The following is a 20,154-nucleotide window of genomic DNA, read 5'->3' as shown; positions in this document are numbered from 1 at the left end:
CCCCCCCCCCGGCCCCCGCCCCCCCCCCCCCCCGCCCGCCCCCCGGCCCCGCCCCCCCCCCCCCCCCCCCCCCCCCCCCCGCCCCCCCCCCCCCCCCCCCCCCCCCCCCCCCGCCCCCCCCCCCCCCCCCCCCCCCCCCCCCCCCCCCCCCCCCACCCCCCCCCCGCCCCCCCCCCCCGCCCCCCCCCCCCCCCCCCCCCCCCCCCCGCCCCCCCCCCCCCCCCCCCGCGACCGCGTCGTCGACGCCGTCGGCGACCAGCGTGAGGCGGTGCGCGAACGCCTTGCGGCCGGCCGCGAGCGTCCACGCGGCGTCGGCGAGGTTCAGCGCGGGATGCGCGGCGAGGTGGTCGGCGAGGCGCGCCGCCGTTGCCGCCAGCGCGCCCGGCGTGCGCGCCGAAAGGCACAGCAGCTGCGGGCCCGTGGCGGGCGTCGACGCCTCCCGCGCCGGCGCCTCTTCCATCACCAGGTGCGCGTTGGTGCCGCCCACGCCGAAGGAACTCACCCCTGCGCGGCGCGGCGTGGGGCCGGCCTCCCAGTCGCACAACCGGTCGTTGACCACGAACGGCGAGGCGGCGAAGTCGATCGCGGGATTGGGCATGCGGAAATGCAGGCTCGGCGGCAGCTTCCGCTCGGCGAGCACCAGCGCGGTCTTGATCACGCCGGCGGCGCCGGCGGCGATCACCATGTGGCCCACGTTGCTCTTCAGCGAGCCGATGCGGCAGAAGCCGGTATCCGCCGTGCCCTGGCGGAACGCGCGGGTGAGGCCTTCCAGCTCGATGGGATCGCCGATCGGCGTGGCGGTGCCGTGCGTTTCCACGTAGCCGATGCTGCGCGGCGGGACGCCGGCGCGCGCCAGTGCCTGCGCCACCACCCGCGCCTGTCCTGTGCTGCTGGGCGCCATGAAGCTGGCCTTGCCGCCGCCGTCGTTGTTCACCGCGCCGCCGCGGATCACCGCGATCACCGGGTCGCCGTCGGCCAGCGCGTCGGACAGGCGGCGCAGCAGCACCACGCCGGCGCCGTCGCTGAACACCGTGCCGGCCGCCTGCGCGTCGAAGCTGCGGGTGTGGCCGTCGGGCGACAGCATGGTGCCTTCCTGGCCCAGGTAGCCGCTGCGCGGCGGGCAGGTGATCGCCACGCCGCCGGCCAGCGCCATGCCGCAGCGTCCGCCGCGCAGCGCTTCCACCGCCTCGCAGATCGCCACCAGCGAGGTGGAGCACGCGGTGTTGATGCTGAGCGTCGGGCCGGTGAGGTTGAGCCGGTGGGCGACGCGGCTGGCGACGTAGTCCTTCTCGTTGGCCAGCATCACCTGGAAGGCGCCGAAGCGCGCGACGAGGTCCGGCCGCGCAGCGAGGTGGTGCTGGAAGTAGGTGGCGTTGTGCATGCCGGCGAACACGCCCACCGGCATCGCGTCCGCGTCGGGCACGTGGCCGGCGCGTTCCATGCATTCCCAGCACAGTTCCAGGAACAGCCGCTGCTGCGGATCGGTGAGCTCGGCCTCGCGCGGCGGCATGCCGAAGAACCCGGCGTCGAACCGCTCCACGTCGTCGAGCACGCCACGCGCGCGCACGTAGGCGGGGTCGTCGCGCAGCGAAGCGGGGATCGAGGCATCCAGCTCGCCGTCGGCGAAGAACGTGATCGACTCGCGCCCCGCGCAGAGGTTGTCCCAGAACGCCTCCACGCTGGCGGCGCCGGGGAAACGCCCGGCCATGCCGATGATGGCGATGGGTTCGTCGCCGTCGTGCGCGGGCGCGTCCGGCACCGGCGCCGCGTCCGGCGCCTGCAGCGCGCGGGCAACGCCGGCGGGCGTGGGCGCGTCGAAGAACGCGGCTGGCGTGGGCGCCATGCCGCACTGTTCGCGGATGCGCAGCAGCGCCTGCAGCGCCAGCAGCGAGCTGCCGCCCAGCTCGAAGAAGTGGTCGTTGCGGCCGACTTCGTCGATCGCCAGCACCTCGGCAAAGGCCCGGCACGCGGCGGCTTCCAGCGCGCCCTGCGGCGGCACCCAGGGCTGCGCCCATTCGGGCCGGCGGCGGTCCGGCGCAGGCAGTGCGCGGCGGTCGAGCTTGCCGTTGCGGGTGACCGGCAGCGACGCCAGCAGCAGGCAGCGCGCCGGCACCATGTAGTCGGGCAGGCGCTGCGCGAGTCGCGCGCGCAGCGCGGGGGCGTCCGCGGCGCCGTCGGCCACGACGTAGGCCACCAGTTGCCGCTGGCCCGGCCGGTCCTCGCGCGCCAGCACCGCGCAGGCGCGCACGCCGTCGATCGAGCGGAGCACGGCCTCGATCTCGCCCAGCTCGATGCGGTGGCCGTGGATCTTCACCTGGTCGTCCAGCCGCCCGGCGAACTCCACCACGCCCTCGGGCAGCCAGCGCGCGCGGTCGCCGGTGCGGTACCTGCGCTCGCCGCTCGCCGGGTCGGTGACGAAGCGTTCGGCGGTGAGCCGCGGCTGGCCGCGGTAGCCGCGGGCCGGGCCCGCGCCGCCGATGTACAACTCGCCGACCACGCCCACCGGCACCGCTTCGCCGCGGGCGTTGAGCACGTGCAGCGTGGTGTCGGCGATCGGACGGCCGATGGGGATCGAGCGCACTTGCGCGGACAGCTCGCGCGGGATGGCCCAGGTCGCTGCGAAGGTGGTGCATTCGGTCGGGCCGTAGCCGTTGATGATGGCGGTGTCCGGCAGTGCCGCGAGGGCGCGCCGCACGTGCGGCACCGACAGGGCCTCGCCGCCGATCAGCAGCTGCCGCAACCCGTTGAGCCGGGACGGGTCCTCGTCCACCACCGCGTTGAACAGCGCGGCGGTGAGCCAGGCGATGCGCACCCGGTGCGCGGCGATGGTGGCGCCGAGGCCGCGCGCGCTGGGTACGCGCTCGTCGTGGATCACGCAGGTGCCGCCATTCAACAGTGCGGCCCAGATCTCGAAGGTGGAGGCGTCGAAGCCCAGCGGTGCGGCATGCAGCACGCGCGGTTGCCCGCCGAGGTCGACGTAGCGCACCTCGCGCACCAGCCGGATGATGCCGCGATGCAGGATTTCCACGCCCTTGGGCGTGCCGGTCGAACCGGAGGTGTACATCACGTAGGCCAGCGCATCTCCGCCGGTGCCCGGCGGCACCGCGTCGCCGGTCGCCTGTTCCAGCTGCGCCAGCGTCAGCAGCGGCACGCCGGGCCCGAGCGATGGCGCGGCCTGCGCCTCGCCGATCGCCAGCGCGGCGCCGGCGTCCGTGACGATGCGGGCCAGCCGCTCCGGCGGGTCGTGTGGGTCGAGCGGGAGATAGGCCGCGCCCGCCTTGAGGATGCCGAGCATGGCGGCGATGGCGTCGGCCGAGCGGTCGAGCAGCATGGCCACCACGGAGCCGGCCCTCGCGCCGGCGGCGGCGAGACCGGCGGCGATGCGCGCGGCGCGCTGGTCCAGTTCGGCGTAGCTCGTTTCGCCGCCGTTCCAGGCCAGGGCAGGAGCCGTGGCGTGGGTGCGCGCGATCTCGGCGAACAGTCCGTGCACGGTGTCCGCCGGATGTCGCGATCCGGCAGTGGCGTTCCACACGGTGTCGATGCGCTGCCGTTCCTGCGGATCGCAGGCCGTCACCGTCTCCAGTCGTTCCGCCGTGGCCAGCCCGGCGAGTACGCGATGCATGCAGGCCGCCAGCAGCGCGGCTGCCGCGGGGTCGAATGCCGCCAGGTCGTGGCGCAGGCGCAGGCTGGCCGATGCGTCCGTCGTGATCGACCAGGCGAGCGGCACCCGGCGTGATGCCTCGTGCTGCCATGCGCCGACCGGGCTGGGTTCGGCGTCTGCCTGCAGCGGCGCGGCGGCGCAGGCGTGCAGCCAGTCGTCGACTTCGGCCTGCGCCGGCACGGCGAGCACGCGGACGGCTGGCGGTGCCGGTTCCGGCATCGCCAGTGCGACGCTGTCGCGTCCGGTGAGGCGCGCCTCCAGCAGGGCGAGGGCGGCCTGGTACAGGCTGGCCGGATCGACGCCGGCCTGTGCGGCGCGACGCCCCAGCGCGGCCGGCAGCGACGGATCCAGCGGCAACGCCGCTTCGCCGACGCCGGTGCCGCGCGGGCCGGCGTAGGGGAGGGCTTCCGGCAGTCCCGGCGAGGCGTCTGGCATGGCGATGGCGCGTTCGTTTTCCATGGCGTTCACGATGATCGGGCGAGCGCGTACGGCTCACGGTCCAGTTGCGGCAGCGGAACGCCGGCGATGCGCGCGCGGCACCGGCGCAGCAGGGCGGCGGCACGGAACGCGGCCAGCAGGCCGGCATCCAGCCAGCGGCTGTGCCCGACCGGCGGCGGCTCCATGCCCCACGTGCGCAGCCGCTCGTGCGTCCGGTGCAGCAGCGCGTCGCGGCGCGTGGCGTCGGTGTAGTAGGTGCAGCTGACCGTCACCGATGGTCCGTCGCCGTTCTCCACCATGTGCGGACTGGTGGAGGGCATGTAGGCGCCGTCGCCGGGTTCGAGGTGGAAGACGTGCGCCCGCGCGCGCAGCGACTCGTCCCACTGCAGCCGATCGCGGCTGTGCGTGGCGTGGAACAGGTCGCGCGCCCGTTCGCTGGCGGCCGCGGTGTCGCGCGGGTCCCATACGTACAGCGTCTTGCGGCCGTGTACCTGCAGGATGAAGTTGTGTTCCTTGTCGAAATGGAACGGGGTGACCGCGCGCGGCGAGGTGACGAAGATCCAGCCGCCGCGATAGCCCATGCCGGGGTCGCGGCGTGCGACACCCGGGGCGACGCCATCCAGCACTTCGTCGACAAGGGTGCGGTAGAGCGGGTCGGCCTGCACGTTCAGCAGCGACATCCAGGCCTTTGCCTCGGCGATGCCGGCCAGGGTGGCCGCCGCGCCCGCGCGGTTGGGGTGCATGCGCGGCGCGGTGTTGAACGGGGTGCCCGCGACGGCGTCGTCGCTGTGCGTGCGCACGCTGCCGCGCGCGTCGAGACGCCGCCCCAGCTCCACCAGTGCGTCCATCTGCAGCAGCGGGTGCTGCATCAGCCGATGGCGCACCGGCATGATCTTCCACGGATCGAACGCACCCCAGTCGATCTGCACGACTGCTTCCTGGTGGCTCATGTCGTGGCCTCCGCGAGGTCGCCGGCATCGCCCGCGACCGCGCCCGGGCGGCGCGCCGCCCGATGCGGCGCGCGCGCCGGCCGCGCATCGCCGCCGGTGCGGCGGCGCCGCCTTGAACGGCAGCGGGGCGGCGCGCAGAATTCCGGATCGTCGCCGCTGGGGGATGCGCACGCATGGAGACGCGGGACACCGTGCTCGACGATCGCTACGAGACGGTCGAGGGTCACCTCGAGCGGGATCGCGGCACCGTCATCGGCATCTGGCGCGGCCACATCGGCTGGCAGGACCAGCTCGAGCGGATGTACGACGTCTTCTACCTGGATTGCCCGTTCGGACGTCCGCTGCTTCGGCTGCTGCGCCATCGTCCCAGCGGCGAGATCGTGGGCACCATCGGCGCCGGCCCGCGCCCCATGCTCTGGCAGGGGCGCGCATTGCAGGCTGCGGTGGTCAGCCATTTCGCGGTGTTGCCGACGCACCGCTCGCTCAAACCGGCACTGGGGCTGGCGCGCAGCATGGCGGCGGCCAGCCTTGAGCATTTCGAATTCGCCTACGGCCTGACCAATGCGCAGGGCGGTGCGGTCTGCCGGCGCGCCGGCTTCGGCGTGCCCGCACAGCTGCTGCGGCACGTGAAGCTGCTGCGCTACGGGAGCTACGCGCCGCGCGTGTTGCCCGGCCCGCTCGGCCGGGCCGGCGGCGCGCTGCTGGACGGTGCGGTCGCCGTGGGCCGGGGGCTGCGGGCGCTGGGTCGGCGTTCCGGCCTGCACGTGGTCTGGACCGACGCGGTCGATCCGCGCATGCCGGCCCTGTGGGAACGTTCCGGGCATGGCGACGGCCTGAGCACGATGCGCACCGGCGCGATGCTGGAGTGGCGCTTTCTCGGCTTGCCGGCGGTGCGCCGCCGCTTCCTGCTGGTGGCGCCCGCGCCGGGCGCGCCGCTGCTGGCCTGGTTCGTCTGCGAGACCAACGTGCGCGCACCCGGATTCATGACCGTGACCGATGCGTGGTTTGCCGGCGGCGTGGGGGGAGCCGATCGCCTTGCCATCCGGGAACTCTGCCGGATGGGTTATGAGGCGGGTTACCAGGCGATCGAAGTGCGCCTCGCCGTCACCCCGCCCGTGCTCCAGGCGTGGCGTGCGGAAGGTTTCGTGGTGCGCGGGCAGCAACCGCTGTTCGTCGCCGGGATGGATCCGTGCCGCGCGGGCGACCTCGGCGCCGGCATGTACGTGACCGACATCGAGCAGGATGGCTGAACGGCGCGTGCGCACGACCGGCGTCTCCATGGCGGCGATCATCCCTTGTACGGCTTCGGATAGCCGGGCACCGGCAGGCCGGACACCGGCGGCGGCCGCAGTGTCGGCTGCTGCACGCTGCCGCCGCTCACCGTGAAGCTGAGCACCCCGTGCACGCTGCTCACGGTGGAACCGCCCGGGGTCACCGTGACGGTCTGCCGGTTGCCGCTGGCGGCGGCGACGGTCACCGTGTAGCCGGCCGACGGAGCCAGGTCGGTGATCACGTGCAGTGCGGTCAGGTTGTCGACGGTGTAGCCGATCGTGCCGGCCAGTGGCGTGCCGGCGGCACCCGTGCTGCCGACCACCACCGCGTTGCCGTCCGGCGCCGCCAGCTGCACGCCGAGGATGCCGCCCTGGGTGACGGTCACCGGCTTGGCGCTGGCCACGCTGGACGACGACGCTGACAGGTCGAACACGGTCAGCCATTGCTGGCTGGCGCCAGCGACAGGCGAACGCACCTGCACCTGCCAGGCCTTGACCGGGTTGCTGGACGGGTACAGCGCCGCGGTGGAAAGCGTCGCGTTCTGCGGCAGCACGGTGATCATCGCGCCGGCGTAGCTGCCGCCATAGGTGATGTCGAGGCGATTGCCGCCGGCAGCGGCGGTGCCGGTGGCCGGGCTGGCCGGGAAGTGCCAGGCCAGGTATTGGTCGTAGCCCGCGCTGCCTGCCGTGGTGCGGTCGTAGACCACGAAGCGGTCCGGGCGCAGGTAGACCACCTCGCGCGCCCAGTTCACCACCGCCGGGCCGGCGGCGAAGCTGCGGTACATGTCCTGCAAACCGGTCGCCAGCACGTAGACGTAGCTGCTGCCGTCCTCGAACGCGGCCACCTTGGTGGTGGCCTGGTTGTCCGCGGTGGTGCTGGCGAACTGGCCGAACGGCTCGACCAGCGAGCCGTTGCCGAGGTTGCGGACGTAGAAGACGTTCTCTTCCTCGCGGTTGCCCGAGTAGACGTTGCCGCTGCTGAAGCTGCCGAAGTTGTCGTTGTAGACCAGGTCCTCGTCGGCGGTGCCGTTCGGGTTGTGCACCAGCCAGCCGGGGGCGTTGAGCAGCAGCGGCGTGCCGCCGCGTACCAGGGCGAGGCTGCCCTGGTCGAAGTATTCCTCGCCCTGTGCGGGATTGTTCGCGTAGGGGGCGGCGCGGAAGGACATCCAGACGGCGCCGGTGCCCCAGTCCGAGCGCGCCGCCACCGCGCCCAGCCCCGGGGCGAAGTACGACAGCGGCAGGCCGCTCACCGGCGCCGTCGCGCCGGCCGGGTCCAGCGCGAGGAAGCGCAGCCATTCGTCCGCGTAGCCGTAGCCGTTCGTGGCGGCGTCGACGTCGGCGAGGTACTGGCGGAAGATCGCCGTGTGCGGCGAGCCCCAGTAGGCGAGCGCGCCGAGCAGCTGCTGGAACAGGCCCACCTGGGTGGTGCCCGGCGGCTGGCCGTCGGAGTTCGAGTGGTTGGTGTCGCGGTCGTCGAAATAGGAGCGCGATGGCCAGGTGAAGTGCATCGCGTACTCGGCGCTGTCCAGCGGGAAGCTGTAGGGTGCGCCGGCGTGCACCAGGTCCTGGCCGGTGGCCGTCTTCACCTCGCGCAGCGGCGTGGTCATGTTGAGGATGCCCAGCGGGGCGTAGTTGGCGTAGCCCTCCGGCCAGCCGCCGCCCAGCAGGTGCTGCTGGTAGTACGGCTGCACGCGCTTGGCGAACTGGTTGTTCAGCCAGTCGTCCCACTCCGCCGGCCCCGAGGGGTTCTCGTCGTAGGTGGCCAGCGCGATGGCGGCCTTGGCGTGGAAGTAGCCCGCGTAGTAGTTGCTCTGCGGGTGTGCGTATTCGAAGTCGGCGCAGCCGTTGGGCGCCTCCCAGGCGGTGATCCAGGCGTTCGCGGTGGTGTAGACCTGCGTGCGCTGGGTCGGCGTCAGCAGGTCGTAGACCCAGTCGTAGCCCAGGCCCATGCCGACGCCGTAGAAGCGGATGCCGTAACCGCTGTCGGTGCAGGGCGGCTGTCCCTGGCTGCCGGAGGCGGACATCTTGAGCAGGATGTCGACCGCCTTGGCGCCGTAGTTGGCCGCCGCCGAGGCGTTGCTGGTCTTGAGCACCTGGTAGCACATGCCTTCGGCCAGCAAGGCGGTCACGTAGTCGCTGCCCTGGTAGCCCTGGCCGACGTTGGGCAGGTCCGGGTAGGCATTGCCGGAGGGGTATTCCACCGTGCCGCCGATGTAGGAGTCGCACTTCGCCTTGAGCGCCACCCATTGCGGGTTGGAGCTGGTGGCGCGCTGGCGCAGCGTGGTCAGCGTGGCGCTGTCCAGCAGCAGCCGCGGATGCGGCGCCAGCGTCGTGGCGGCCAGCGCCCGCACGCCGAAGGCGGCCGGAGCGGGTGCGGACGCGCCGTGCGGTTGCGTCGTCCGTGCGTCCACCAGGGTCAGCACGTGCGAGGGCCTGCATGGACCGGCGCCCGCCGGGATGGATTCCGCGAGGCCGCCGCCGCTATCGCAGGGCAGGGTCCGGTACGTCCACGCCAGGCTCTCCGACGATTGCCGCAAGGGTGGCTCGGCATCCGGCGCGCCCTGCGCCCGCCGTGCCGCCGGGGGGGCGGGCGCCGTCTGCATCCGTGCCGCTGCGGCAGGCGCGGATGCGGGGGGCGCATCGGGTTCAGCTGCCGGCGCCACGGCGGGTGCCGCCGTCCGGCTGGCCGGCACCGGCATCGCGGGTTGGGCACGGATCCGCACGATGGCCTGCGCCATCACCACTGCCGCCAGCAGCGCGGCCGCCGCAGCGAGCGCGACGCGCCAGCGCCAGCGACGGCCTGCGGCGGCCGACTCCCGCCCGCGCGGGGCGGGAGTGTCCGGGTGACCCGGCAAGCTTGGGCTCGGCATCGCGAATCCTCGCATCATGATGGATCCCGCCAAGCCAGCCCTGGCGGGTGCTCCCGGTCAGCGTGCGCCTCGACGGAACAGCACCACTTCGACCGTCTGGATCAGGATCAGCAGGTCGAACAGCAGGTTGTTGTTCTTGACGTAGTAGAGGTCGTACTTGAGCTTCTCGGCGGCGTCGTCCTCCGACGCGCCGTAGGGGTAGCGCAGCTGCGCCCAGCCGGCCAGGCCGGGTTTGAGGCAGTGGCGCAGGTTGTAGTAGCTGATCTTCCGCGCCAGGTCGGCGACGAACTGCGGCCGCTCGGGGCGCGGGCCGATGAAGCTCATTTCCCCCTTGAGCACGTTCCACAGCTGCGGCAGCTCATCGAGCCGCACCTTGCGGATGAAGCGGCCGACGCGGGTCACGCGGTCGTCGTCCTTGGCCGCCCAGCGCGCCACGCCGTCGCGTTCGGCGTCCGTGCGCATGCTGCGGAACTTGATCAGCCAGAAGGTCTTGCCGCGCACGCCCACGCGTTCCTGGCGATACAGGATGGGCTGACCGGCGCCCGATTCGACGCGAATGGCCAGCGCCGTCAGCAGCATCAGCGGCCAGGTCAGCGCCAGCACCAGCAGGGCCGCGGCGAGGTCGAAGCAGCGCTTGCTGAGCCGGCGCATCGGCGAGGCGTAGAAACCGCCGGAATAGACCAGCCAGGAGGGGTAGGTCAGCGACAGCTGCACGCGCCCGGATTCGCGCTCGAAGAAGGTGGTGAGGTCGGTTACCTCGATGCCAAGCTGCCGGCATTCGAGCAACTCGTCCATCATCAGGCTGCCGCGGCGGTCGTCCACGCCGACCACGATCTCGTCGATGCCGTGCCGCTCGGCCCATACGTCCAGCGGGGCGTCGGGCGTGACCAGCAACCCGGCGGGCACGTCGAGGGCTTCGCCGGGCCGGGGCACGAAGCCGACCACCACGAAGCCGCGCCGGTCGGAGCGACGGCGCATGCGGCTGTGGATCTGCGATGCGCGCGCGCCGCCGCCGAGCACCAGGATGCGCCGCTTGAACGCGTCCACCTCGACCAGCCGCAGGAACGCCGCGCGGAACGCGGTGACCGCCACGAAGCCCAATACCAGCGCGATGCCCAGCACGCCGCGGCCCACGTAGGCCTTCGGCAGCACGTAGTAGGCGACGACCAGGCCCAGGACGCCAAGCGCGAAACCGACCGCCTGGCGCGCCAGCAGGCCGAACCAGGTGACGCGCATGTGGGCCTGGTACTGGCCCATGGCAGCCAGGCCCAGCATCAGCATCAGGGCGAACATCAGTGCGCGTGCGGGCAGGTGGCCCAGTTCGTCGATGCTGCCGAAGCGCAGCCAGATGGCCACGGCCAAGGACGCGCAAAGCAGGAGCAACTCCGCCACCGCCAGCAAGAGCAGCCAGCGCGTGGATTGTGTGTGCATGAACCGCAGCATTCCCTTCCCCCTCCCCAGGCTTCCGGTGCCTGCGGGCGATGAAGAGTAGCAATGCGGTGAGCCGGTGTCCATACCATGTGTGTGACGATGACGCAATACATGTTTTGCGAAATACATCACAAAATGAGAATGAAATACTCAGAAATCGCATCCGGATGCACTGGCCGGGCTCCGGTCGCGGGCGGAGGGCTGCCGGCAGCCCGGCGGCGCTTGCATGTGGACGAGGCGGGGCGGGCCAGCGCTGGGGGAGGGCTGGGCGGGTGCGGGCTGTTGCGGCCTGGCCAATATCCCGGCGCAACCCCGCGTTGCGTCCGCGGCCGCCTTGCGGCGGTGCATGGCATGGCGCCGGGCGGGGGAGTCCACGCCAGCGAAAGCGAGGGTGGAGCCGCACGTCGCCGTCTGGCGCTCATGCGATGGCTCTGGTCCGTTTACTTCACGCGCGCGGCATCGCCTCGTCGGGGGATGGACGTCCACGCCCCGCCCTGTAACTCAAGGGGCACGGATCTGGCGTGCGCGGGGCGCCGCATCCATCCATGGACCCTCCCCAGCTGCCGTCGTCCTGCCCCGGGCCGTGCGCAAGCAGCCCCTGGCGCGGGATCGCATGGAGATGTTGAGCGGTTGCTCAGGACGTCTTCTGTCGCGCGATGAAGCCCAGATACCACGGCATCGCCTCGCCAAGGCCCTGGACCAGGGTGTGCGTGGGCGCGTAGCCCAGGTGCGTCGCGGCGCGGCTGATGTCGGCCAGCGAGTGGCGCACGTCGCCGGCGCGGAATTCGCGGTGGACCGGTGGGCGGTCGTAACGCACGTTCTCGGCCGCCAGCTGCTGCACCAGCCCCTCGAACAGCTGGTTCAGGCTGGTGCGCTGGCCCACCGCCACGTTGTAGACCAGGTCGCGGTGCTCCTCGGCCGCGAGCGCGGCAAGCAGGTTGGCCTGCACCGCGTTGGCGACGTGGCAGAAGTCGCGTGTGGTCTCGCCGTCGCCGTTGATGAACACGTCCTCGCCGCGGATCATGGTGGCGATCCACTGCGGGATCACCGCGGCGTAGGCACCTTCGGGGTCCTGCCGGCGACCGAACACGTTGAAGTAGCGCAGCCCGATCGACCTGAAGCCGTAGCAGCGCGCGAACACCTCGGCATAGATCTCGTCGAACAGCTTGGTCGCCGCATAAGGCGACAGCGCGCGGCCGATGCGGTCCTCCACCTTGGGCAGGCTGGGCTCGTCGCCGTAGGTGGAGCTGGAGGCGGCATAGGTGAAGCTGGCCACGCCGGCGTCGCGCGCGGCCACCAGCATGTTGATGAAGCCGGTGGCGTTGGCCGCATGGGTGGCCAGCGGGTCCTCGATCGAGCGCGGCACCGAACCCAGCGCCGCCTGGTGCAGCACGTGGCGCACGCCGGCACAGGCACTGCGGCAATCCGCCGGTTCGCGGATGTCGCCCTCGATGAAGCGGAAGCGCGACCATGCCTCCGGGCCGGCCAGCCGTTCCACCTCGTCGAGGTTGCGCCGGTGGCCGGTGGCGAAGTTGTCCAGGCCCACCACGTGCTGGCCCAAGCCCAGCAGCGCCTCGACCAGGTTGGAGCCGATGAAGCCGGCGGCGCCGGTGACCAGCCAGGTGCCCGATCCGGCGCGCACCCGCGCCTGCAGGGCGGCCGGCAGCAGGGCGTCGAGCGTGGCCATCACAGCCTCCCGTCCACGGCGTCGCGCGGCAGCACGTACTTCACGTCGTAGACCACCGACGAGGGTTTGCCGTAGGCGCGCACGCCGTCCGCGCCCAGCGCCACGAACTGCTTGTGGCCCACCGCCACGATCACCGCGTCGTAGGCGCCGGCCGGCGGTTCGGCCAACGGGGACAGGCCGTATTCGTGCTCGGCCTCCGCCGCATTCACCCAGGGATCGTGCACGTCCACCGCGGCGTTGTAGCCGCGCAGCGCCTGCACGATGTCGACCACGCGCGTGTTGCGCAGGTCCGGGCAGTTCTCCTTGAACGCCAGGCCCAGCAGCAGCACGCGCGCGTTCACCGGGTTGATGCCCTTGCGCACCATCAGCCGGATCACTTCGCCGGCGATGTACGGCCCCATGCCGTCGTTGGTGCGCCGGCCGGCCAGGATCACGTCGGGGTGGTGGCCCACTTCCTGTGCCTTGTGGGTGAGGTAGTAGGGGTCGACACTGATGCAGTGGCCGCCGACCAGGCCGGGGCGGAACGGCAGGAAGTTCCACTTGGTGCCGGCCGCCTCCAGCACCTCCAGCGTGTCGATGCCCAGCTTGTTGAACAGGATCGCGAGGTCGTTGACCAGCGCGATGTTGAGGTCGCGCTGCGTGTTCTCGATCACCTTGGCCGCCTCCGCCACCTTGATGCAGCTGGCGCGATGCGTGCCGGCGGTGATGATCGAGCCGTACAGGCGATTGACGAAATCCGCCACTTCGGGCGTGGAGCCGGAGGTGACCTTGAGGATGCCGGTGACGCGGTGCTGCTTGTCTCCCGGATTGATCCGCTCGGGGCTGTAGCCGGCGAAGAAGTCCCGGTTGAAGACCAGCCCGGAGCCCTCGGCGAGGATCGGTACGCACACTTCCTCGGTGCAGCCGGGGTAGACCGTGGACTCGTACACCACGATGTCGCCCTGCTTCAGCACCTTCGCCAGCGTCTGGCTGGCCTTCACCAGCGGGGTGAGGTCGGGCCGCTTGGCCTGGTCGATCGGCGTGGGCACGGTGACGATGTAGACGTTGCAGGCGCGCAGGTCGTCCAGCACGGCCGAGTAGCGCAGGCGCGTGGCGGCGGCCAGCTCGGCGGCGTCCACTTCCAGCGTCTGGTCGCTGCCGCCGCGCAGCTCGTCGATGCGTGCCTGGTTGATGTCGAAGCCGAGCGTGTCGTAGTGCTTGCCGAACTCCACCGCCAGCGGCAGGCCGACATAGCCCAGGCCGATGATGCCGATCCTGCTGTCTTCCAGATTCCGCATGCGGGCGCCTCCAGTCTGCTGGCCAACGTGCGGCCGCCTGACGGCGGCCGGGACGGGAGGCGGTGATGTGCGCGGCTGCGGGCAAAGCCGCATGCTGCCGACGCGGATCAAGCGCGCGAGTGCGTGCCACCGGCGCAGCCGGCACCTCCTCGACGCATCGTAGCGGCTGCGCAGCTCCTCCGCACTGCGGTGGATCAACACCAGTCATCTACGGGCAGGGTATGTGTTGACGCCGTATTGACGGCACGATCGTCGCCGGTTTCAGGCGCAGGCGGGGTCTTGCAGCCGGTGTTTCAGGGCATCGTCGCTCGCCGGCATCGGTGCGGCACTGGCCGAGCGCTGCAGCATCGCCGCGAGCGCCGACGGCACCGGCAGCGGCCGCCCGACGAGCGGCTCCACCACCTGGTCGAATTTCGCCGGGTGCGCGGTGGCGACCACGGCCCAGGGGCGCGTGTCGCCCCGTTCGCGCAAGCGGTCGAGCAGATGCACGGCGGTGGCGGTGTGCGGGCAGAACACCTCGCCATGCGTGTCGGCATGCATGGCAATCGTGTGACGGATCGTGGCGTCGTCCACGCTTTGCGCGTGCAGCGCCTGGCGCAGCACCGCGTCGTCGCCGCCGAAGGTCCAGCGCAGGCGCTCGAAGTTGCTGGGCGCCCCCACGTCCATCGCGTTGGCCAGCGTGGCGACGGCTTCGCGTGGCGCATAGTCGCGGCCGGCGAAGAACTCGGGCACCGTGGCGTTGGCGTTGCAGGCCAGTCGAACCTCGCCCACCGGCAGCCCCATCGCGCGCACCCACAGGCAGGCCAGGGCGTTGCCGAGATTGCCGGTGGGCACGATGAAGTCCAGCGGCGCGCCGTGCTCGCGCCACCAGCCAAGCGCGGTGTGCGCGTAGTAGCTCATCTGCGGCAGCAGGCGCCCCAGGCTGATGCTGTTGGCGGAGCTGAGCGGCACGGTGTGCTGCAAGCCGGCGTCGTTGAGTGCCGCCTTCACCATGCGCTGGCAATCGTCGAAACGCCCCGCCACGCGCAGCGCCCGCACGTTGTCGCCGAAGCAGCCGAGCTGGTGCGCCTGCCGTGGCGAGACCAGTCCGTCCGGATACAGGATCACCACACGCACATGCGGCTGCCGATGGAAGGCCGCACCCACCGCCGCGCCGGTATCGCCCGAGGTGGCGACCAGGATAGTGAGCGGACGTTCGTCCGCGCGCGGCAGCCGGCGCAGGCAGGCGGCCAGGAAGCGCGCGCCCACGTCCTTGAACGCCGCGGTGGGGCCGTGGAACAGCTCCAGCACCTGCGCATCGCGATGCGGCAGCGCGCGCAACGGCACCGGGAAATCCAGCGCCTCGGCACAGATCGCTGGCAGCTCGTCGGCCAGCCGATCGCCCGCGAAGAACGGCGCGAGCAAGGTGGCGGCGGTGTCGGCCAGGGAGCCGCGCGGATCGAAATCCGCCGGCGCAGCTGTCGGCAACCGCTCCGGCACATACAGCCCACCATCCGGCGCCAAACCCGCAGCGACGGCTTCACTCAAGGTGGCAGCTGGCGCGCGACCGCGCGTACTGAAATAACGCAGCGACTCACTCATGACCCATGTCCCCCGTGCGCGATGGCTTGCTTTCCTCAGCTCCCGGATACGGCGCAGTGTGGACGTATCGTGTATCGCGTAGACGGGAGCAGCTCCAAAGTCCTCGACACGTCCTGCTTGTAGTGTCGGCGTATTGAACGAGGCCATTTCCCTTGGCTACTTCTCTTGGCTCCGGGCATCCTGCCCTTCGCCCTTCGGGCCAGCATCGCTGTTCGCCACCGCTCCCGGCGTTGGCGTGGGCCAGCAAAGAGAAGTGGCTCGGGCGTCGGCAGGCGACCGAAAGCCCGCCGCAGGCGAGCCGGGTTGCAGAAGCGAACGGTCGTCGCGAGCATCCGACTCCCACCCCGACCATCCCCCCGAAGCGAAGCGGGAGATGAAGCGCGCGGCTCATGCCTCCATCTCGTCGTCCACCAGCGCCGCCGCCGGCCCGTCGATCGGTGCGACAAACGCGTCGCTGTCCAATCCGGCCTCGGCAAAGGCTGCCTGCATCGCGACAGAGGCCGCCACGGCCTCGGCGCGATGTTCGAACCAGCCGAACACGCTGGGGCCGCCTCCCGAGATGCTGGCGCCCAGCGCGCGATGGTCGAGCGCCGCCTGCTTCACGCGGGCGAAGTTCGGCACCAGCGGTGCGCGGCGCGGTTCCACCAGCACGTCCTTCAGCCCATCGCGCACCAGTGCAGCGTCGCCGCGGAAGCAGCCGGCCAGCAGCAGCGCGAGGTTCGCGCTCTGCGCCACGAATTCGCCCAGCGCATAGTTGCCGGCCAGCGCGGCACGCGCCCGGCGCGTTTCCAGCACGAAATGCGGATGTACCAGCGCGCAATGCCAGTCGGCAGGCACCGGGATGCGCAGCAGCCGGTCGTGCGTGGACAGCGCCAGGCCGCCGACCAGCTGCGGGCCCACGTTGTCGCCGTGGCGTCCGCCGCTGGCCACCGCCTCGCCGTCCATGGCGAAGCCGTACAGCGCCTCGCGCGGCAGCGGTGTCTCCAGCAGCGCGTTGGCGGCGACCAGCGCCGCCACGCAGGAAGCCGCCGAGCCGGCCATGCCCGAGCCCAGCGCGATGCCCTTGTACAGGGTGATTTCGAAGCCGTGCTGCAGTCCCAGTGCCTTGCGCAGCGCGAGCAGCGCGGCGCCGGCGGTATTCGCACTGGCGTCGGTGGGCAGCGCGGTCGTGCAGCCGTGGATCGCCGCGATGCGCACGGTGGGCGCGTCGATGCGGCGCACTTCGGCGCGGTCGCCCGCGCCGGCCATGCTGTGGCCGAGGATGTCGAAGCCCACGCCGACGTTGCCGACGCAGGCGGGGGCGAAGGCGGTGGCGTGGTCGAGGCGTGGTGATCGTGCGCGCATGGGTTCCTGCAACGGGGCGAGGGCGTCGGCGTGGGCGCTCATGCCTGCACCCCCAGCGAGTCGGCGATGCGCAGCAGGTCGGCGAACACGCCGGCCGCGGTGACCTCGGGCCCGGCGCCGGGGCCTTGCACCTGCAGCGGATTATCGCAGTAGCGGCGGGTGGTGAACTGCACCACGTTGTCGGTGAGCCGGCTGTGCGCGAAGGCATGCGTGGCCGGCAGCACCGCCAGTTTCACGCTGGCGTGGCCGTGGCGGTCGAGGCTGGCGACATGACGCAGCACACCGCCTTCGGCGCGTGCCGCGGCGAGTTTCGCGGCCAGCGGCGCGTCGAGTTCGTCGAGGCGCTGCATGAATTCATCCGGCGACAGGGCGGCCAGCGCGGCCGGCACCAGGCTCTCCACCGCCACGTGTTCCAGCGACAGCGGCCAGCCGGCCTCGCGGGCCAGGATCACCAGCTTGCGCGCCACGTCGAGGCCGGACAGATCCTCGCGCGGATCGGGCTCGGTATAGCCCAGCGCGTGCGCCTCGCGCACCAGTGCGGAGAACGGCTGGCGGCCGTCATGGCGGTTGCACAGCCATGCCAGCGTGCCGGAGAACATGCCGTCCACGGCGAGCAGCTCGTCGCCGGTGTCGAGCAGGTCGCGCAGGGTCTGCACCACCGGCAGGCCCGCGCAGACGGTGGCCTCGTAGCGGAAGCGCGCGCCGCCCGCGCAGGCGGCGCGGATCGCCTGCCAGCGTTCCAGCGGACCGCTGCCGGCCAGCTTGTTCGGTGTCACCACGTGCAGTCCGGCGGCCAGCCAGCGCGGATAGTGCGCGGCTACCGCCTCGCTGGCGCTGCAGTCGATCAGCAGCGCGTGACGCCCCTCCGCCTCGTCGCCGCGCACGTGCGCGACGAACGCATCCAGATCGTTCGGCCGCCAGATCTGCGCGCCGCCGTGGCGACCGTTGAGTTCGGCGTCGTCGCAGTCCAGCCACATGCGCTTGCTGGCCACCACGCCGCACAGCTTCAGTTCCAGCGCAAGGTCGCGCGCCAGCCGCGGTTGCGCCGCACGCAGCTGTTCCAGCAAGGCGCTGCCGACCCGGCCGGGGCCGATCACGCCCACCGCCAGCGTGCGCCGAACGGTGGTGCCGGCGCGCGGCACCGCCAGCGGTGGCAGGGGATGAAGCGGGACTTGCTCGGGTGCACAGGTGATCACGACGGCCTCTCCGTTGGAGGCCCGTCCTGTCTGGCGCGTCGGTGTGTGCCGGCCCGCCTCGTCGAGGGCGGGCCGTTGCGTGGGAAAACTCAGCTACGCACGACACTCCGCCCGGACCGGGTACCGGTACCGGTGGTAATCGTGGTGGTAATGCTGCTGGCGATGTCGCCCGCGCACGACGGCATGCGCCCGGCGGCAGCCGGAGCGGAAATCATGCGGACGAGGGCGGAAAGCGGCGACATGGCACTGACACTAAGGCCGATGTTGCACTGCAGTCAACAGGTGCATTTGCAACTGTTCCGCGATGCCGGCAGCGGCACGCCACCGCGGCAGGTTGTCGCGATGGTCCGTTTTCGCGGTCCGGTGGGGGCATGCGTAACTACAATGGCGGGAATGAACTTCCCCCTCCCCTTGCGCTGGCTGTTCCGCGCCGGCGTCGTGTTGCTTGCGTCCGGCACCGGTGCGGCAGTCGCCGCGACGGACGTTCCCGATTCCATGCAGCAGCGCGTGGCGGCCTGTGCCAGCTGCCACGGTGGCCACGGCGAAGGCCTGCCGGGCGACGCGAAAGTGCCGCGCCTGGCCGGCAAGCCGGCCGGTTACCTGCTGCAGCAGCTCGAGTCCTTCCAGGCCGGCCAGCGCCACCACGCGGCGATGGAATACGTGGTGCGCCAGCTGAGCCCGGACTACCTGCGCCAGATCGCGGACTACTTCGCCGCGCAGCAGGTGCCGTACCGCAGGCAGCCGGTGCCCGCGGTATCGGCGGCGGCACTGCGGCGCGGCGAGCTGCTGGTCCGCCATGGCGACCCCAGCCGCGGCGTGCCGTCCTGCGAGAGCTGCCACGGCGGCACGCTGACCGGCGTGGAACCGATGGTGCCGGGCCTGGCGGGCCTGTCCTACGCCTACATCGACGCCCAGCTCGATGCGTGGCGCACGCACCAGCGCCTCACCGATGGCCCCGGCTGCATGGTGGTGGTGGCCAATCGCATGAGCGGCGACGACGTGGTCGCGGTGGCCGCATGGCTGGCCGGCCAGCCGCCGCCCGCCGACATGCGTCCCTTGCCAGCCGACGCGCAGCGCGAGCCGCTGCCGGGCTGGTGCGTGCTGGGCAAGAACGGGGTGAGTCCATGAAACGCTGGTGGCGACGCGGCATCCTGGTCCTGGTGCTGTCCGGGGCGGCACTGCTCGGTTGGTGGTTGCTCGCGCCCGGTCGCGTGCGCCAGGCGCCGGCCGCGCAACTCGAGGCCGAGGCCGCGAAGCTGCGCGATCCCGCACTGGTCGCGCGCGGCGATTACCTCGCGACGGTGGGCGACTGCGCCGCCTGCCACACGGCGCGCGGCGGCCAGCGCTATGCCGGCGGCCGCTTGCTGGCCACGCCATTCGGCGATGTGCCCGCGCCCAACATCACGCCCGACGCGGACACCGGCATCGGCCGCTGGAGCTTCGAGGACTTCTGGCGCGCGCTGCACGAAGGCAAGGGCCGCCGCGGCGAACCCTTGTACCCGGTGTTCTCCTACACCTCGTTCACCCGGGTGACCCGCGACGATGCGCTGGCGATCTTCGCCTACCTGAAGTCGCTGCCGCCGGTGCACCAGCCCGACCGCGAACCGGGCCTTGCGTTTCCCTACAGCGTGCGCAGCAGCCTGCTGGCATGGCGCGCGCTGTACTTCACGCCGGGCGTGTACCGGCCCGACCCGGCCAGGTCGCCGCAGTGGAACCGTGGCGCCTATCTCGTGCAAGGCCTGGGCCACTGCAACGAATGCCACACCGCGCGCAACGCCTGGGGCGGCATGGACAAGGACCACCGGCTCGCCGGCGGCACGATCCCGGCGCAGGACTGGTATGCGCCGGATCTCGGCACGCAGACGGGCGGCGGCCTGGCGGGCTGGAGTGGCCAGGACATCGTCGACTTGCTCAAGACCGGGCAGTCCTCGAAGGGCGCGGCGTTCGGCCCGATGGCCGACGTGGTGCGGCACAGTACGCAGTACATGAGCGATGCCGACCTTCGGGCCGTGGCGGCCTATCTGCAGGCCTTGCCATCGCGCGGGCCGGCGCCCGCGCCTGCCGCGTCCGCGCCGGCGGCCAGCCATGCACAGGGCGGCGAACTCTACGCGCGGCAGTGCGCCGCCTGCCACGGCAAGCAGGGCGAGGGCGTGCCCGGCGTCTACCCGCCGCTGGACGGCAACAGCTCGGTGACCGGGCCCACCGCCACCAACGCGGTGCGCAGCGTGCTGCTCGGCGGCTTCGCGCCGGCCACCGCCGGCAACCCCCGGCCGTATTCGATGCCGCCGTTCGCGCAGCAGCTGAGCGACGAGGAAGTGGCGGCGGTGGTCAACTACATCCGCCAGTCCTGGTCGAACCGTGCCGGCGCGGTGTGGCCCGCTGAGGTGGGCCGCCTGCGCCACACGCCGGTGGACTGAGTCTTTGCTCCTCGGAGGCTCCACCCGGCCC

12 protein-coding genes are annotated in these 20,154 nt (G+C 72.0%); 3 read left to right on the top strand and 9 right to left on the bottom strand.

Going from position 1 to position 20,154, the window contains the following annotated elements:
* Positions 1 to 4,120: amino acid adenylation domain-containing protein (locus ACQGNW_RS03110; protein ID WP_426661601.1), on the bottom strand; the 4,120-nt coding region annotated here is incomplete at its 3' end.
* Positions 4,121 to 4,125: 5 nt separating this feature from the next.
* Entirely contained in the window at positions 4,126 to 5,049 is a 924-nt protein-coding gene (locus ACQGNW_RS03105; RefSeq protein WP_426661600.1) for a cupin-like domain-containing protein, read from the bottom strand.
* Positions 5,050 to 5,222: 173 nt separating this feature from the next.
* Between ACQGNW_RS03105 and ACQGNW_RS03100 the strand changes: the two genes are divergently transcribed.
* Entirely contained in the window at positions 5,223 to 6,299 is a 1,077-nt protein-coding gene (locus ACQGNW_RS03100) for a hypothetical protein (protein WP_426661599.1), read from the top strand.
* Between the two features lie 38 nt (positions 6,300 to 6,337).
* Here ACQGNW_RS03100 and ACQGNW_RS03095 read toward each other — a convergent pair whose 3' ends face one another.
* From ACQGNW_RS03095 to ACQGNW_RS03065, 7 genes are all read right to left on the bottom strand, one after another.
* On the bottom strand, positions 6,338 to 8,743 hold the full coding sequence (locus tag ACQGNW_RS03095; RefSeq protein ID WP_426661598.1) for a hypothetical protein: 2,406 nt from the start codon (positions 8,741 to 8,743) through the stop codon (positions 6,338 to 6,340).
* Between the two features lie 504 nt (positions 8,744 to 9,247).
* Positions 9,248 to 10,621, bottom strand: a complete 1,374-nt coding sequence (locus ACQGNW_RS03090; RefSeq protein ID WP_426661597.1) for a TIGR03013 family XrtA/PEP-CTERM system glycosyltransferase — start codon at positions 10,619 to 10,621, stop codon at positions 9,248 to 9,250.
* Between the two features lie 634 nt (positions 10,622 to 11,255).
* Positions 11,256 to 12,308, bottom strand: a complete 1,053-nt coding sequence (locus ACQGNW_RS03085) for an SDR family oxidoreductase (RefSeq protein WP_426661596.1) — start codon at positions 12,306 to 12,308, stop codon at positions 11,256 to 11,258.
* On the bottom strand, positions 12,308 to 13,585 hold the full coding sequence (tviB, locus tag ACQGNW_RS03080) for a Vi polysaccharide biosynthesis UDP-N-acetylglucosamine C-6 dehydrogenase TviB (RefSeq protein ID WP_426661595.1): 1,278 nt from the start codon (positions 13,583 to 13,585) through the stop codon (positions 12,308 to 12,310). Before tviB ends, ACQGNW_RS03085 begins: the two co-directional genes overlap by 1 nt.
* A gap of 261 nt (positions 13,586 to 13,846) precedes the next feature.
* Complete coding sequence (thrC, locus tag ACQGNW_RS03075) at positions 13,847 to 15,166, bottom strand: threonine synthase (RefSeq protein WP_426661593.1); 1,320 nt, start codon at positions 15,164 to 15,166, stop codon at positions 13,847 to 13,849.
* Between the two features lie 387 nt (positions 15,167 to 15,553).
* Positions 15,554 to 16,510 (bottom strand): homoserine kinase, encoded by a 957-nt coding sequence (locus ACQGNW_RS03070; RefSeq protein ID WP_426661615.1) that lies wholly within the window; start codon positions 16,508 to 16,510, stop codon positions 15,554 to 15,556.
* A gap of 38 nt (positions 16,511 to 16,548) precedes the next feature.
* Positions 16,549 to 17,706: a homoserine dehydrogenase family protein gene (locus tag ACQGNW_RS03065; RefSeq protein ID WP_426661592.1), complete on the bottom strand. Its 1,158-nt coding sequence runs from the start codon at positions 17,704 to 17,706 to the stop codon at positions 16,549 to 16,551.
* A gap of 393 nt (positions 17,707 to 18,099) precedes the next feature.
* On the opposite strand from ACQGNW_RS03065, the gene ACQGNW_RS03060 reads away from it, so the two are divergent.
* Together ACQGNW_RS03060 and ACQGNW_RS03055 are read left to right on the top strand one after the other, a co-directional pair.
* Positions 18,100 to 18,834: a c-type cytochrome gene (locus ACQGNW_RS03060; protein WP_426661591.1), complete on the top strand. Its 735-nt coding sequence runs from the start codon at positions 18,100 to 18,102 to the stop codon at positions 18,832 to 18,834.
* On the top strand, positions 18,831 to 20,123 hold the full coding sequence (locus ACQGNW_RS03055) for a cytochrome c (protein ID WP_426661590.1): 1,293 nt from the start codon (positions 18,831 to 18,833) through the stop codon (positions 20,121 to 20,123). The genes ACQGNW_RS03060 and ACQGNW_RS03055 overlap by 4 nt, the downstream gene beginning before the upstream one ends.
* Positions 20,124 to 20,154 lie beyond the last annotated feature (31 nt).

This window comes from Rhodanobacter aciditrophus (assembly GCF_050026795.1).
In the GTDB taxonomy this organism is placed as follows: domain Bacteria; phylum Pseudomonadota; class Gammaproteobacteria; order Xanthomonadales; family Rhodanobacteraceae; genus Rhodanobacter_A.
This window is presented reverse-complemented; position numbering and strand designations above follow the sequence as displayed.

Coding starts and splice junctions, on each gene's coding strand:
- tviB (WP_426661595.1), bottom strand. CDS start 13,585: ATGCGGAATCTGGAAGACAGCAGGATCGGCATCATCGGCCTGGGCTAT.
- thrC (WP_426661593.1), bottom strand. CDS start 15,166: ATGAGTGAGTCGCTGCGTTATTTCAGTACGCGCGGTCGCGCGCCAGCT.
- ACQGNW_RS03060 (WP_426661591.1), top strand. CDS start 18,100: ATGAACTTCCCCCTCCCCTTGCGCTGGCTGTTCCGCGCCGGCGTCGTG.
- ACQGNW_RS03105 (WP_426661600.1), bottom strand. CDS start 5,049: ATGAGCCACCAGGAAGCAGTCGTGCAGATCGACTGGGGTGCGTTCGAT.
- ACQGNW_RS03090 (WP_426661597.1), bottom strand. CDS start 10,621: ATGCACACACAATCCACGCGCTGGCTGCTCTTGCTGGCGGTGGCGGAG.
- ACQGNW_RS03055 (WP_426661590.1), top strand. CDS start 18,831: ATGAAACGCTGGTGGCGACGCGGCATCCTGGTCCTGGTGCTGTCCGGG.
- ACQGNW_RS03100 (WP_426661599.1), top strand. CDS start 5,223: ATGGAGACGCGGGACACCGTGCTCGACGATCGCTACGAGACGGTCGAG.
- ACQGNW_RS03070 (WP_426661615.1), bottom strand. CDS start 16,510: ATGCGCGCACGATCACCACGCCTCGACCACGCCACCGCCTTCGCCCCC.
- ACQGNW_RS03085 (WP_426661596.1), bottom strand. CDS start 12,308: ATGGCCACGCTCGACGCCCTGCTGCCGGCCGCCCTGCAGGCGCGGGTG.